General features: G+C 73.6%; 10 protein-coding genes. 1 reads left to right on the forward strand and 9 read right to left on the reverse strand.

Annotated elements, in window-relative coordinates:
* Positions 1–120: 120 nt before the first annotated feature.
* The 7 genes from ABEA81_RS12650 to ABEA81_RS12680 all read right to left on the reverse strand — a co-directional run bounded on the left by ABEA81_RS12650 (position 121) and on the right by ABEA81_RS12680 (position 9,235).
* Positions 121–1,494, reverse strand: coding sequence for an acetyl-CoA carboxylase biotin carboxylase subunit (locus tag ABEA81_RS12650; protein WP_345605179.1), 1,374 nt, complete (start codon positions 1,492–1,494; stop codon positions 121–123).
* On the reverse strand, positions 1,491–2,057 hold the full coding sequence (locus ABEA81_RS12655; RefSeq protein WP_345605180.1) for an acetyl-CoA carboxylase biotin carboxyl carrier protein: 567 nt from the start codon (positions 2,055–2,057) through the stop codon (positions 1,491–1,493). The genes ABEA81_RS12650 and ABEA81_RS12655 overlap by 4 nt, the downstream gene beginning before the upstream one ends.
* Before the next feature lies 1 nt (position 2,058).
* Entirely contained in the window at positions 2,059–3,591 is a 1,533-nt protein-coding gene (locus ABEA81_RS12660) for a hypothetical protein (protein WP_345605364.1), read from the reverse strand.
* A 5-nt stretch (positions 3,592–3,596) separates the two neighbouring features.
* Entirely contained in the window at positions 3,597–5,024 is a 1,428-nt protein-coding gene (locus ABEA81_RS12665) for a 3-oxoacid CoA-transferase (protein ID WP_345605181.1), read from the reverse strand.
* A gap of 29 nt (positions 5,025–5,053) precedes the next feature.
* Complete coding sequence (locus ABEA81_RS12670; protein ID WP_345605182.1) at positions 5,054–6,706, reverse strand: ABC transporter substrate-binding protein; 1,653 nt, start codon at positions 6,704–6,706, stop codon at positions 5,054–5,056.
* 153 nt (positions 6,707–6,859) lie between these two features.
* On the reverse strand, positions 6,860–8,077 hold the full coding sequence (locus ABEA81_RS12675; RefSeq protein ID WP_345605183.1) for an MFS transporter: 1,218 nt from the start codon (positions 8,075–8,077) through the stop codon (positions 6,860–6,862).
* 306 nt (positions 8,078–8,383) lie between these two features.
* Positions 8,384–9,235, reverse strand: coding sequence for a PaaX family transcriptional regulator (locus ABEA81_RS12680; RefSeq protein WP_345605184.1), 852 nt, complete (start codon positions 9,233–9,235; stop codon positions 8,384–8,386).
* Between the two features lie 298 nt (positions 9,236–9,533).
* On the opposite strand from ABEA81_RS12680, the gene ABEA81_RS12685 reads away from it, so the two are divergent.
* Positions 9,534–11,849 carry a SulP family inorganic anion transporter gene (locus ABEA81_RS12685; protein ID WP_345605185.1) on the forward strand — a complete coding sequence of 772 codons (2,316 nt, stop codon included), beginning with the start codon at positions 9,534–9,536 and terminating at the stop codon, positions 11,847–11,849.
* Here the strand turns inward: ABEA81_RS12685 and ABEA81_RS12690 are convergent.
* The gene (locus ABEA81_RS12690; RefSeq protein WP_345605186.1) at positions 11,792–12,706 is read right to left on the reverse strand and encodes a Dyp-type peroxidase; all 915 of its coding nucleotides are present in this window, start codon (positions 12,704–12,706) and stop codon (positions 11,792–11,794) included. The two genes, ABEA81_RS12685 and ABEA81_RS12690, sit on opposite strands and share 58 nt — an antisense overlap.
* On the reverse strand, positions 12,703–13,380 hold the full coding sequence (locus ABEA81_RS12695) for an HAD-IA family hydrolase (RefSeq protein WP_345605187.1): 678 nt from the start codon (positions 13,378–13,380) through the stop codon (positions 12,703–12,705). The genes ABEA81_RS12690 and ABEA81_RS12695 overlap by 4 nt, the downstream gene beginning before the upstream one ends.
* Positions 13,381–13,390 lie beyond the last annotated feature (10 nt).

Genomic DNA, 13,390 nt, shown 5'->3' on the forward strand with positions numbered 1-13,390 from the left:
CCCGCAGCGCGTCGGCGACATCGCGGTTCTCCCGCACGTACGGGAGCAGGGCGTCGAGCTCGTCGTCGGGCGGGAGGTCCCCGAAGAGCAGTGTGTGCAGGACGCGCAGGTCGTCGCGGGTCAGCTCGCCACCTCCAGGCCGGACGTGTACTCGCCGAGCACGTCGGCGATCAGGTGCGTGGTGACCGCGCCCGAGCCGAACTCGGGCCGGCCGACGAGGAACCCGAGCACGTCGACGGTCGTCTCGATGCCCTCCACGCGGAACCGGTGCAGCGCGCGGCGCATGCGCTGCACCGCCTCCTCCCGGGTGGAGCCGTAGACCACGACCTTCGCCAGCAGGGAGTCGTAGTACATCGGCACGAGGTAGCCGGGATAGCAGTGCGTGTCGACCCGCACGTTGGGGCCCGCGGGCGGCTCCCAGCACGTGATCCGCCCCGCGTTCGGCCGGAACCCCTCGGCCGCGACCTCCGCGGTGACCCGGCACTCGACGGCGTGGCCGCGGAACACGACGTCGTCCTGCCCGAACCGCAGCGGCTCGCCCGCCGCGATCCGGAACTGCTCCTGGACCAGGTCGATGCCGGTGATCAGCTCCGTGACCGGGTGCTCGACCTGGATGCGCGTGTTCATCTCCAGGAAGAAGAACTCGTGGGTGGCGGCGTCGTAGAGGAACTCCACCGTGCCCGCGTTCTCGTAGCCGATGCCGGCCGCGAGCCGCACGGCCGAGTCGCGGATCGCCGCGCGCACCGGCTCCGGGATCCCCGGTGCCGGGGCCTCCTCGACGACCTTCTGGTTGCGCCGCTGCAGCGAGCAGTCCCGTTCGCCGAGGTGGACGACGCTGCCGTAGCGGTCGCCGAGCAGCTGCACCTCGACGTGGCGGGCGTCCGCGACGAACCGCTCCACGTACAGGGTGGGGTCGCCGAACGCGGCCTTCGCCTCCGCCGCGGCCGCCGCGAGCACGTCCGGCAGGTCGGCCGCGTCGGTCACGATCTTCATCCCGCGCCCGCCGCCGCCCGCCGACGCCTTGACGATCAACGGCAGCCCGATGCGGTGCGCGGCCGCGACGGCGTCCTCCGGCGAGTCGATCCGGCCCGATCCCGGCAGCGTCGGCACGCCCGCCGCCCCCGCCTGCGCGCGGGCCCGGATCTTGTCGCCCATGCGGCGCATCTGCTCGGCGGTGGGGCCCACGAACACGATCCCCGCGGCCGCGCAGGCCTCGGCGAGCGCGGGCGACTCCGCGAGGAACCCGTAGCCGGGGTGCAGGGCGTCGCAGCCGGTGGCGGTGGCCGCCGTCACGAGCGCGCCGACGTTCAGGTAGCTGTCGGTCGCCCGGGCGGGGCCGATGCAGACCGCCCGGTCGGCGAGCCGGGCGCCGAGCGAGTCGCGGTCGGCGTCGGACACCGCGAGCACGGTCTCCAGCCCGAGCTCGTGGCACGCGTGCAGCACCCGCACCGCGATCTCGCCGCGGTTCGCGACGAGCACCCGCGAGACGCTCATGCCCCGGGGTCCACCCGGAAGAGGACCTGCCCGAACTCGACGAACTGCGCGTCGGACACGCAGACCTCCACCACCGTGCCGCGCACGCCGGCCGCGACCGCGTGGAACGTCTTCATGACCTCCACCAGCGCCACCGTCGTCGACTCCTCGACCAGGGTCCCCGCCGTCACGAACGGTGGCTTCCCCGGCTCGGGCTGGGCGTAGAAGATCCCCATGGTCGGGGCCGTGATCTCCCGCAGTGCCGGGGCAGCCGGTGCCGACGCCGGCGGGGCTGCCGGTGCCACGGCCGGAGGGGCCACCGCCGGGGCCGTCACGGCAGGCGGCGCGACCGACGGCGCCGCGACCTGCGGTACGGGCGCCGGAGCTGGGACGGCCGCCGTCGCCGGTGCCGTCGCCGGGGGCTCGCCCTTGCCGATCGTCACCTTCAGCTCGCCGACCTGTACCTCCAGGAAGTCGAAGCCGGACCGGTCCAGGCTCTCGACCAGCCGGACCACCTGCTGGACGTCGGCATCGCTCAGCGCGCCCGCTACGGATCCGTTCGTCGTCCCGGTCGTGTCGGTCATGTCAGCTGCCCCCTGTCGTGGCTGCCCGGTTGCCCACGAGCACCGAGTCGTTCCCGCGCTGCACGCGGACGTACCGGATCGCCGAGGTCTCCCGCAGCCGCTCCACGAGGGTGAGCAGCGGCAGGCCCGCCGAGTCGTAGCGCCGCGGCGGGCCCGCGGCGCGCATCGTGTCGATCTCGCTGGTGCCCTGCATGATCGCGCGCAGCAGGAGCTCGTCGTCGCTGATGCCCGGAGCTCCGTAGGCCTGCCGGGCCTCGGAGAGGGTCATATCGTCGACGGCACGCCGGTCGAGCTCCTCGAGCTCCCTGGCCCGCGGCAGGGACAGGAACCGGTCGCGGAGGTTCTCGTCCATCCACGTGTAGCCGGAGTCCTCGCCGTACGCCCCGCGGGCGAGCCGGACGAGCTCGTCGATGACGACCCCGTACCGCTCACCCGACGCGACGTTGATCGCCGCCTGCGTGGCCACGTACTGCGAGTACGGGGTGATCATGATCGGGTAGCCGAGGTCGGCGCGGATCTGCACGCACTCCTCGAGCACCTCGTCGAGGCGGTGCTCCATGCGGATCTCGGCGAGCTGGAACCGCAGGTTCGAGATCACCCCGCCCGGGATCTGGTGGCGGTAGTGGCCCCGGTCGTAGTGCAGCGGCGCACCCGCCGGCAGCCCGTCGGCGGCCGCGAAGCCGGCCAGCCGCTGCGACACCGACGCCACCAGCTCCTCGTCGACCACCGGGGTGAAGCCCATCAGCCGGGCGTTGCGCGCCACCTCGAGCACGGACGGCTGCGCCGACCCGTTCGCCAGCGGCGGCACCCCGCAGTGCACGGTGCGCACCCCCAGCTCCAGGGCCTCCAGGTAGACGAGCGGCGCGAGCCCGGTGGTGCAGTGCGAGTGCAGCTCCACCGGGATGTCGCCCGCCTCCCGCAGCATCGCGGGCAGCAGCGTGCGGAGCCGGTCGACGGTGAGCAGGCCGCCCTGGTCCTTGAGGTAGATGGCGTCGGGGCGGAACGCGGTGCACTGCCGGGTCGTCTCGGCGAAGTGTTCGTCGGTGTGGCGGGGGGAGATCGTGTAGGCGACGGCGATCGCGACCTTCAGCCCAAGCTCACGGGCGAACGGGACGGCCGTGGGGAGCATCCGGGTGATCTGGTCGCCGGTGTTGGCCATGAGCTGGGCCCGGTTGAGCACCCCGATCTCGGCGAGGCAGCGGGAGTACAGCCTGTTGAGCACGGCGGGGGTCGGCGTGCCGAACCCGTTGAGGCTGCCGCCGGCGCCGCCCATGCACGCCTTCGGGGTGCGGGTGATCGTGCGCGCGAGCATGCGCATGGTCTCCCACGGGTCCTCCTTGAGGTCCCGCACCATCTTCTTGAAGAAGATCGGGTTCGCCGGCACCTCGATCACGTCGAAGCCGGCCCGGTCGAGGTCGCCGCCGAGGGCCTCCATCATCCCGTGGCGGATCCCCATCGCCCACAGGCTCTGCGACCCGTCGCGGAAGGTCGTGTCGAGGAACCGGACCTCGCCCCTGCCGGTCGGGTCGGTCATCGCGTTCACCAGGCCTCCTGCATCACGCCGACGTGCTCGGCCACGTCCACCCGCATGTCGGTGAGCGCCAGCACCTCGTCCACGGTGAACCCGCGGGCGATCTCCTCGAGCCGGAAGCGGCCCCCCGGCGCGCGCCGGAGCATTGCGAGGTCGGTGACGACGACGTCGACGCAGCCCGGGGCGGTGAGGGGGTAGCGGCAGGTCTCGACGAGCTTCGGGCGGCCCGCGCTGTCGACGTGCTCCAGCATCGCGATCACCTGCTTCGCGCCGACCGCGAGGTCCATCGCGCCGCCGATGCCGCCTCCCGGCCGTCCGGGGACGGCCCAGTTGGCGAGGTCGCCGCGGCCGCTCACCTGGTAGGCGCCCAGCACCACGGCGTCGAGCAACCCGGAGCGGGCGATCTCGAACGAGGTGACGCTGTCGAAGAACGACGCGCCCGGCTCCAGCGCGATGAAGTTGCCGCCCGCGTCGTGCAGGTCCGGGTCGCGCTCGCCGTCGGTGACGAACCCGCCGTAGCCCAGGACCCCGTTCTCGCCGTGCAGCACGACGCCGCGGCCGCCGAGGAAGTTGGCGGCGAGGTTGGGCAGGCCCGCGCCGAGGTTCACGAGGCCACCGGGCGGCAGCAGCAGCGCGACCCGGTGCCCGATCTCCTGGCGGGCCAGCGCGGGCTTGCCCCCGTACTCGCGGGCGGTGTCCGCGGGCCGGGCGGCGCGCCGGGGGAGGCCGGCGACGTCGATGTGGACCGTGGTCGGCACGACCCGCGCGACGAAGGCGGCCGGCAGGTCGACGTCCTCCGGCGCGATCTCCCCGACGTCCACGATCTCGTCGACCTCGACGATCGCCACCCGGGCGGCCTTCGCGAAGCTGTCGTTGAAGTTGCGGCTCGCGCCCCGGAAGGACACGTTCCCGATCCGATCCGCCCGGTGCGCCCGCAGCAGGGCGTAGTCGGTGCGGATGCCGTGCTCCAGGATGTGCGGGACCCCGTCGAACTCCCGCACCTCCTTGCCCTCGCCGACCACCGTGCCCACCCCCACCGGGGTGTAGAACGCCGCGATGCCCGCGCCGCCCGCCCGCATCCGTTCGACGAGCGTGCCCTGCGGCACGATCTCGAAGTCCAGCGTGCCGGCGAGGATCTGCTCCTCGGACACCGTGGGCGGTCCCGGCCGCGACGAGAACGACGCCACCAGCCTCGCGATCTGCCCGTTCTCGGCGAGCATCTGGGCGGTCGGGTGGCCGGGCTGTCCGAGGCCGTTGCAGTAGACCGTGAGCCCCTTGGCGCCCTGGTCGCGCAGGGCGGTGATCAGGCTCGACGGGAACCGGTGGGTGACGCCGAAACCGGCGATCGCGACCTTCGCGCCGTCCGGGATGTCGGCGACGGCCTCGGCGGGCGACGGGTAGACCTTGTCGGCGTGCGGGTCGGCGTGCGGGACCACGTTCCTCCTCGGCGGGACGGCGGGGCGGATCAGGGAGCGAGCCAGGTGCCTCCCCAGAACAGCTCGCTGGACAGGTACCGGGAGACGCCCCTGACGTTCGGGCGCGCGATCGCCGCCTTGGCCGCGCGGGCCAGCCAGACGACGGCGAGGTCCTGGTTGAGCAGCAGCTGGGCCCGCTGGTAGGCGGCGGTGCGCCGGGCCGGGTCCGTGGTGCTCGCGGCCTCGTCGAGCGCTGCGTCCACCTGCGGGTCGGAGTAATCGCCGTAGTTGTTGATCCCGCCCGTGTGGAACTGGTTGTACATGAACGGGTAGGCGTTCTCGTACGGCCCGCTGATCCAGTGCAGCATCTGGAAGTTGCCGCCCTGCACGATCTGGGTGACGACGGTCGCGATGTCGTCGAGCTGGAGCTTCACGTCCAGGCCGACCGCGGCCCACTGCGCCTGCAGGAACGTGGCGTACTGCACGTTGTTGGGCGAGTTGGCGTCCTGGAACGTGAAGTTCGGGTCGCCGCCGGACGCGCGGTACTCGGCGATCAGCTGCCGGGCCCGTTCCGGGTCGTAGGACGGGTAGGCCTGCGCCGCCTCGGCGCTGTAGAGGGGGTCGCCCTCGGCGAAGGCCGTGGTGGCCCCGTCCATCGCGCCCCGGTACTGGGTGGCGGACAGCGCGGCGGGGTCGATCGCGCGGATCACGGCCTCGCGCATGCGCGGGTCGTCGAACGGCGGGCGGGTGAAGTTGAAGTAGAGGAACTCGCCGTCGCCGCCGGGTCCGTAGTACGTCTCGAGCTGCGGGTTCTGGGAGGAGCGGTGCACCTCGGTGTGGAACCCGGCGATGTCGAGGTCGATGTCGCCGTTCGCCACGGACGCGTAGCGGGTCTCGGTGTCGGGGAGCGGGCGGAACTCGATGCCGTCCAGGTAGGGCTTGCCCTGCTGCCAGTACCGGTCGAACCGCTTGACGACGATCTTGTTGTTCGGGATCCACTCGTCGAACGCGAACGGGCCTGCACCGACGGGGTGGCGTCCGTAGTCGGCCCCCCACTTCTGCACGGCGGCAGGCGAGGCGATCGCGCCGAGGTTGCCGGAGGAGAACGGCAGCGCGAACGACATCGGGAACGATCCGGTCGGACGCTTCAGCGTGAACTCGACGGTCAGCGGGTCGACCGCGCGCATGCCGGCGATGGGCTCGGTGTAGAGGTTCCCGAGCGCGGTCGGCCGGTCCCGCTGGCGGGACACGTTGAAGATCACCGCGTCGGCGTCGAGCGGGGTGCCGTCGTGGAAGGTGACGCCGGGCCGCAGCGTGAGCAGCCACGTGGTGCCCTCGTCCGGAGTGGTCATGGACTCGGCGAGGTAGGGCTGGGGCTCACCGCGCTGGTCCAGCTTCAGCAGCGAGTCGTACACCGCCGACGCGATGAGGTTCGACCCGATGGTCGGGTCGAACGAGCGGGCCTCGGTGTACATGCCGACCCGCAGGATTCCGCCGGTGGCGGGGGTGCCCTCGGTGGAGGGGTCGCCGCCGAACGGCTGCGAGGTGTCGAGGGCCGTCGGGGCCTCGTCGATGCCCGGGCCCGCCGTGCCGCACGCGGCGGCGGCGATGAGGGCCGCGGCGAGGGCGGCCGCCCACAGGGGCCGGCGTCGAACTGGCGGGTGGCCGGTCCCGGTGGGGGTCGTGCTGCCGGACGTGAACACGTGACCTCGCTGGATGTCCGATACCGCGCTGTACGGAACGACCCGACCGGGCTGGGTGGGCTCAGCTGCTGGTGAGTGGTGCTGGTGAACGGGGGCGCTGGGCCAGCCTAACCTTCTACGAGATTGTGCACAATTATGTCGGCAATAATCGGCTCACCACTCCGGTGAGCGCTCCTGGCGCACGGGCGTCACGGCCGTGGCGATGACGGGTGCGACGGCGGCGAGGAGGAAGCCCGCGGCGTAGCCGACCGTCCCGATCACCGCACCGAGCACGGGCGGGGTCAGCGCGGAGAACACGTTCTGGCCGGTGTTCTGCACGCCCAGCGCGCGGCCCGACCACGCGGGGCCGGCGATCTCGGCCGTCGCCGTGTAGCCGAGCCCGTTGTGCGCGACGGTCACGAGGCCGCCCACGACCAGTGCCGCGACAGCGAGCCACGGTGCGAACAGATCGCCGACGGCGAACGCGGCGAGCACGGCCACGGTGGCCACGGAGATCTGGCGCATCGGGCGCATGCGGGAGCCCACGCGGTCGGACCACCAGCCGATGCCGATCCGGCCCGCGGCCCCGACGAACTGCACCACGCCCACGAGGACGCCCGCGCCCGCCACGGCGAACCCCTGCTCGCGCACGAGGTACTCGACCGTGAAGGCGCTGACCGCGAACTGGGGCATCACGAGCAGGGCGCTCGCCGCGTGCACCCGCCACAGCAGCGGCGTGCGGTACGGCGACCCCGCCGCGGCCGCCGCGGCGAGCCCCGCCCGTGGCGGGTCGGCGGCGAACGCGGCGACCAGCACGCCCATGACCAGGCAGAGCGCGGCCGGGAGCGCGAGCGAGGCGAACGTGCCCGCGGACGCGGCGAGGGTGGGGAGCGTGAACCCCGCAACGGCCACCCCCAGCGGTTGCGCGGTCTGCCGGACTCCCATCGCGACGCCCCGCTCGTGGCGGGGGAACCAGCCCATGACCAGCCGCCCGCTGGCCGCGAACACCGACGCCGCCATGGCGCCGCCGAGCGCGAGCAGGAGCAGCCGCGCCACGGAGTCGCCGACCGGGGCCAGCGCCGCCGCGCCCATCGCCGCCGACCCGAGCAGCAACCCGGTCGACATCACGCGGCGCTCGCCGAACCGGTCGGCGGCCGCGCCCCAGGCCACGAGCGCCAGCAGCAGCCCGACCACGGGCGCCGCGACGTACCGGCCGACGGCGGCGAGCGACAGCCCCAGCGTGTCGCGCAGCTGCGGCACGAGGAAGGGGGCGCCGTAGACGAACGCGCAGGCCGAGGCCTGTGCGCACACCCCGATCGCGAGGACCACCCAGCGGCGGCTTCCCGCGGTGGCGGCCGGGGTGCCGGCCGTGGCGTCAGGTGGTGAGGTCATGCGGGGGGGCTCCGTGATCGGTGTCCGGACGCGTCCGACTTTAGCCTTGCTAAGGACTGGTGGTCCCCGCCGTTCGGGCCGGTCAGGTGAGCCGCACCAGCATCTTCCCGATGTCGGTCGCCGCGCAGGACGCCGGTCAGCGCCTCCGGGGCCGCCTCGACCCCGGTCGACGACGGTCTCGGCGGTCCGCAGCCCGCCGGCGGTGAGGAGGCGCGCGGCGTGGGGGGATCCAGCCGGGACGCGGCCCGGCCTCACCGGTGTGGATGTGCTCCTGCCGGCCGACCGCGTCCCTTCGACGGAGGTCCGTCAGGCGCCGGTGAGCCGGTGCCACTCCTGCTGCGCGACGGGCCGCCACCGCTCGTGCAGGCGTTCGAACAGGGCCGCCGCCCTGGCTCCCGCCCACCCGTCGGGGAGCAGCTCGCCGGGCAGCTTCGGGTCGAGGAACGGGAACCGCCGCCAGGCGTGGACGAGGTGGATCTGGTGGGCGAGGGTTTCGGCCGGGCCGTCCGGGGTGGAATCGGAGAAGGTGGTGAGGAACTCCTCGTAGGCCGCCTCCACCTCGGCGAGGTCCCAGGCCAGCTCCACCAGCTGCCGGGGCGTGCCGATCGCGCCGAAGGGACCGACGAAGGAGCTCGTGGCGGCGGTGAGGTCGAGATCGGCGATCACGTCGGCCGCCTCGGCCTGCTTGCCGGGGTCCGGGGTGAGCCAGACGCCCGGCGCGGGTGAGCCGAGGCCTGCCCACGCGAGCCGGGTGCGCAGGCGGTGTCGCAGCCGCCGCCGGGCCTCCGGCACGCTGACGAGCAGCACCAGCCAGCGCCCGTCCCACGGGGGCACGGTGGTGCCGAAGCCGTAGATGCGGGCCGCGCCGTCGGAGAGCAGCGTGCGGCCCTGCTCGGTGAGCGACCAGCGGACGCGCCGACCCGCCCGGTCGGATGCGAGCAGGCCCTCGGCGGCGGTGCGCGCGAGCGCCTGCCGGGCCGACTTCGGTTCCACGCCGAGACCGCCGAGCACGTCGATGAGCACCTGGGTCCACACCGGTTCGTCGCGGGGGAGCACGAACTCGCCGAGCACGGTGAGCAGCAGCGAGCGGGCGCTCGTGGCGCCGAGCTCGCGGCGCCGGGAGAGCGCCGGGTGATCGGTGTCGGCGGCGGTGCTCATGGCGGCTGAGGGTAATGGGGTCGATCCGGTCGGTCCCACGAGCGCGCACCTCACCGGAGGATCACCGGATCGCGTGGTTCGCAAGTACCCACGAAAGGGGCAAAGCGGGCCGCTGGTGGGACCGAACGGGCGAGCCTCCGACCAGGATGGATCACACGCTTGCAGATCAACATGAATGGCGGGTTACGCCGGGCGGGGCCGGCGAGAGCCGGACAAATCTGACGGAACGGACAGCGGGAGGAGGTCGTTCCCCGATCACTGCGGTCCCTGTCCCGACGTCGACTGCTCGGAGCGCCCGATGACCACCTCGCTGCCCCGCCCCGTCCAGCTCGCCCCGCCGCGCCGCACCGACGCGGTGCGGGCCGACGTGCTCGCCTCGCTCGTCGTGTTCCTCGTCGCCGTACCGCTGTCACTCGGCATCGCCCTCGCGTCGGGCGCGCCGCTCATGGCCGGGCTGATCGCCGCGGTCGTGGGCGGCGTGGTCGCGGGCCTGCTCGGCGGCTCCCCGCTGCAGGTCAGCGGGCCCGCCGCCGGGCTGACCGTCGTGGTGTCCGAGCTCGTGACCCGGTTCGGCTGGCAGGCCACCTGCCTGATCACCGCGGGCGCCGGGCTGCTGCAGATCGCGTTCGGCTGCGCCCGGATCGCCCGGTTCAGCCAGGCCATCCCGGCGGCCGTCGTGCACGGGATGCTCGCCGGGATCGGCATCACGATCGCGGTCTCGCAGCTGCACGTCGTGCTGGGCGGGAGCCCGCCGACGGGGGCGGTCCGCTCGCTCGCCGAGCTCCCGGCCCAGGTCGCGGCGGCCCGTCCGGACGCGGTGCTGATCGGCGCAGCCACGATCGCGCTGCTGCTGCTCTGGCCGCGGCTGCCCCGCCGGGTGCGCCTGCTCCCCGGCGCGCTGGTCGCCGTCATCGCCGCCACCGCGATCGCCCTGCTGATCCCCGGCGTCCCACGTGTCGAGCTGCCCGGCAACCTGCTCGGGGCGATCGCGCCGCCGGCGTTGCTGCCGGATCTGCCGTGGATGGGGATCGTCGGCGGGATGCTCACGATCGCCCTGATCGCGAGCATCGAGAGCCTGCTCTCGGCCGTCGCGGTGGACCGCATGCGCCGCGCCCGGGGCCGGCAGGCTCCGCGCTCGAACCCGAACCGCGAGCTGATCGGGCAGGGCGCCGCGAACACGATCTCGGGCCTGCTGGGCGGGCTGCCCGTCACCGGCGTCATCGTGCGCAGCGCCACCAACGTCGAGTCCGGTGCGCGGACCAGGGCGTCCGCCGTGCTGCACGGCGTGTGGGTCGCGGTGTTCGGGATCGCGCTCGTGGGGGTGGTCGAGCTGATCCCGCTCGCCGCGCTCGCCGGGCTGCTCGTGGTGGTCGGCGCGCAGCTGGTGAAGCCCTCCGACATCCGGGCGGCCCGCTCGCACGGGGAGCTGGTCGTCTACGTCGGCACGGTGGCGGGCGTGCTCGGGCTGAACCTCCTCGAAGGCGTCGCGATCGGCGTCGTGCTCGCGGGCCTCGTGATGCTGCGCCGCGCGGTGCGCGCCCGCGTCCGCGTCGTCGAACCCCGCGTCGTCGAACCCCGCGTCGTCGACCCCCGCGTCGTCGAACCCCGCGTCGTCGAACCCCGCGTCGTGGAGCCCGGCGTCGTGGAGCCCGGCGTCGCACCCGACGGTGCCGAACCCGGTGGAACGGCGCCGTGGCGCGTCGTCGTCGAGGGCACGCTGAGCTTCCTGTCGGTGCCCGCGCTCTCCCGCAGGCTCGCGACCGTGCCGGCCGGCGCGCCGGTCCGCGTCGAGCTGGTCGTCGACTACCTCGACCACACGGCGTTCGACCACCTGGACGCGTGGACGGCGATGCAGCGCGCCGGGGGCGCCGAGGTGGTCGTGACCGAGCCGGGGGCGCGCGTGCAGGGCGACCGGCCGCGGCACGGGTACGCGACCTGGTCCCAGTGGCAGGAAGTCGATCACACGCCCCACGCGCCGTTGCTCGCCGGTGTCGCGGCCTACCACGCGCAGGCGGCGGAGCTCATCCGGCCGACCTTGCAGGAGCTCGCCGACGGCCAGGCGCCCAAGGGCCTGCTGCTGTGCTGCGCCGACTCGCGGGTGCAGCCCCACCTGATCACCCGCAGCGGCCCCGGCGACCTGTTCACCGTGCAGAACGTGGGCAACCTCGTGGCCGGCACGTCGATGCGCGCTGCGCTGCACTACGCCACCGAGGTGCTGCACGTCCCGCTGATCGCCGTGTGCGGCCACTCGGGGTGCGGCGCGATGCGCGGGCTGCTCGACGGGGCGCGGCGGCCCGGCGACCCGCTCGGCGACTGGCTCGCCGCGGGGGCGCGCAGCCTGGACGCGCTGCGCGCCGGGCATCCGGTCGGGCGGGCCGCGCTCGGCGCAGGCTACGGCGAGGTCGAGGCGCTGGCCATGGTGAACGTCGCCGAGCAGCTGGCGGCGTTGCAGGAGCAGGGCGTCGACGCCGCGCTGGTCGGCCTGTTCTTCGACATCCCGACCGCACGGGTCCTCGTGCTCGACGAGGACGCGCAGGAGTTCCGCAGGCCGGACGGTCAGTCCTCCTCGGGCGGCGCGAACCGGGCGAGGGCATCGACCGAGGGCACGGTGTAGTAGGCCCCCGTCACGGGCTGGGTGTAGCGGGTCAGCCCGTCGCGCACCCCGTCGCCGACGCCGGCCATCCGGCGCAGCATCTCCTCCAGACGCCACTGGTCGCGGCTGAAGCCGACGAACGCGGTGCCGTGGTGGGAGACGCTGCCGAAGGCCACGTTCCGGCGGAAGATCGGCAGCTCCTCGCCGTCGATCTCGAGGGCGGTGCGGGCCACGTGGCTGTCGGCGGGCTTGGTGTCGTCGTCCATCTCGATGCTGTCGGGCTTGCTGCGGCCCATCACGTTCTCCTGGGCCTCGACGGGGAGGCTCTCCCAGCCGTCGCCGTCGTGGTCCCACATCTGCACGAGCACCACGCTGCTGCCCGCACCCGGCTCGCCCGCGGGCACGAGCGCCGCCCCGGGCGCCTCCAGCAGCGACGGGTTCTCGGTGCCGTCGATGAAGCCGGTGAGGTCGCGATCGTGGCGGTACAGCCACCCCGTGGCCTCCCGGCGCAGCCGAGCGACCGACGCCATGCCCGTGACGATGGCGCGCCCGTTGTCGAACACGGCCGTCCGGTCACCGCCCGCCACCCACATCCACGCATCGTGCTGCGTGGCGGGCATCGTCCAGCCGCCGGCGCCGACGAGCGGCCGGTCGAAGCCGCGGGCCGACTCCGGTACGTCGGCCGGGTCGGCCACCTCGGCCCACAGCTCGGGCCGGAACCCGACGACGAGGTTGACCCCGCCCGTGGTCGACAGCGGCTCGACGAGCCCGGCGGCGGCGGACACGAGCGCGACCGGCTCGGCGCCGGGCGCCAGGTCGAACTCCAGGTAGCCGTGCTCCGGCGTGCCCAGCGCGAAGATCCCCGGTTGCGCGTTCACGCCCGTGCGTTCCGGTTCACGCTCTCGACCGTCTCGACCACGGCGGACAGGTCGGGCAGAACGGCGTCGGCGATCGAGGGGTCGCGCACGTCGGAGTAGCGGTTGATCCACACCCGTGGTACGTCGAGGGCCTTCGCCGGCTCCATGTCGTGGAAGTAGCTCTGCGCCACGTGGACCCAACGGTCGCGAGTGGCCCCGAACGACTCCTCGAAGCGGGTGAAGTGGTTGTGGTTCGGCTTGTAGGAACCGACCATCTCCGCGGTCACGACCGTGTCGACCGGGGCGCCGAGCCGACGCTGGGTCTCCCCGATGATGTCCTGGTCGCAGTTGGTCAGCAGGGCGATCCGCCAGCCCGCCGCGCGCAGTTCGGTCAGGTTCGCCGCGACGTCCGGGAAGACCGGCCAGTACGCGATCGTGTCGCCGAGGACGTGGGTGTCGTCCGGGCGCAGGTCGAGCCGCGCGTCGCGGGCGGCGCGGCGCAGCGCCTCGGCCATCACGTCGCGGTAGCGCATGCCGGGGGACTCGGTCTGCACCGCGCGCTCGTGGCCGTTGTAGGCCTCGACCAGCGTCCGGCCCTGCCCGGGGAACAGCAGGTCGATGCCGTTCGCGATCCCGTGCCGCCAGTCCACGAGGGTGCCGAAACAGTCGAACGTCGCCCAACGGATCACAGCCATGCGCTCATCC

This window comes from Pseudonocardia adelaidensis (assembly GCF_039543345.1).
In the GTDB taxonomy this organism is placed as follows: Bacteria; Actinomycetota; Actinomycetes; order Mycobacteriales; family Pseudonocardiaceae; genus Pseudonocardia; species Pseudonocardia adelaidensis.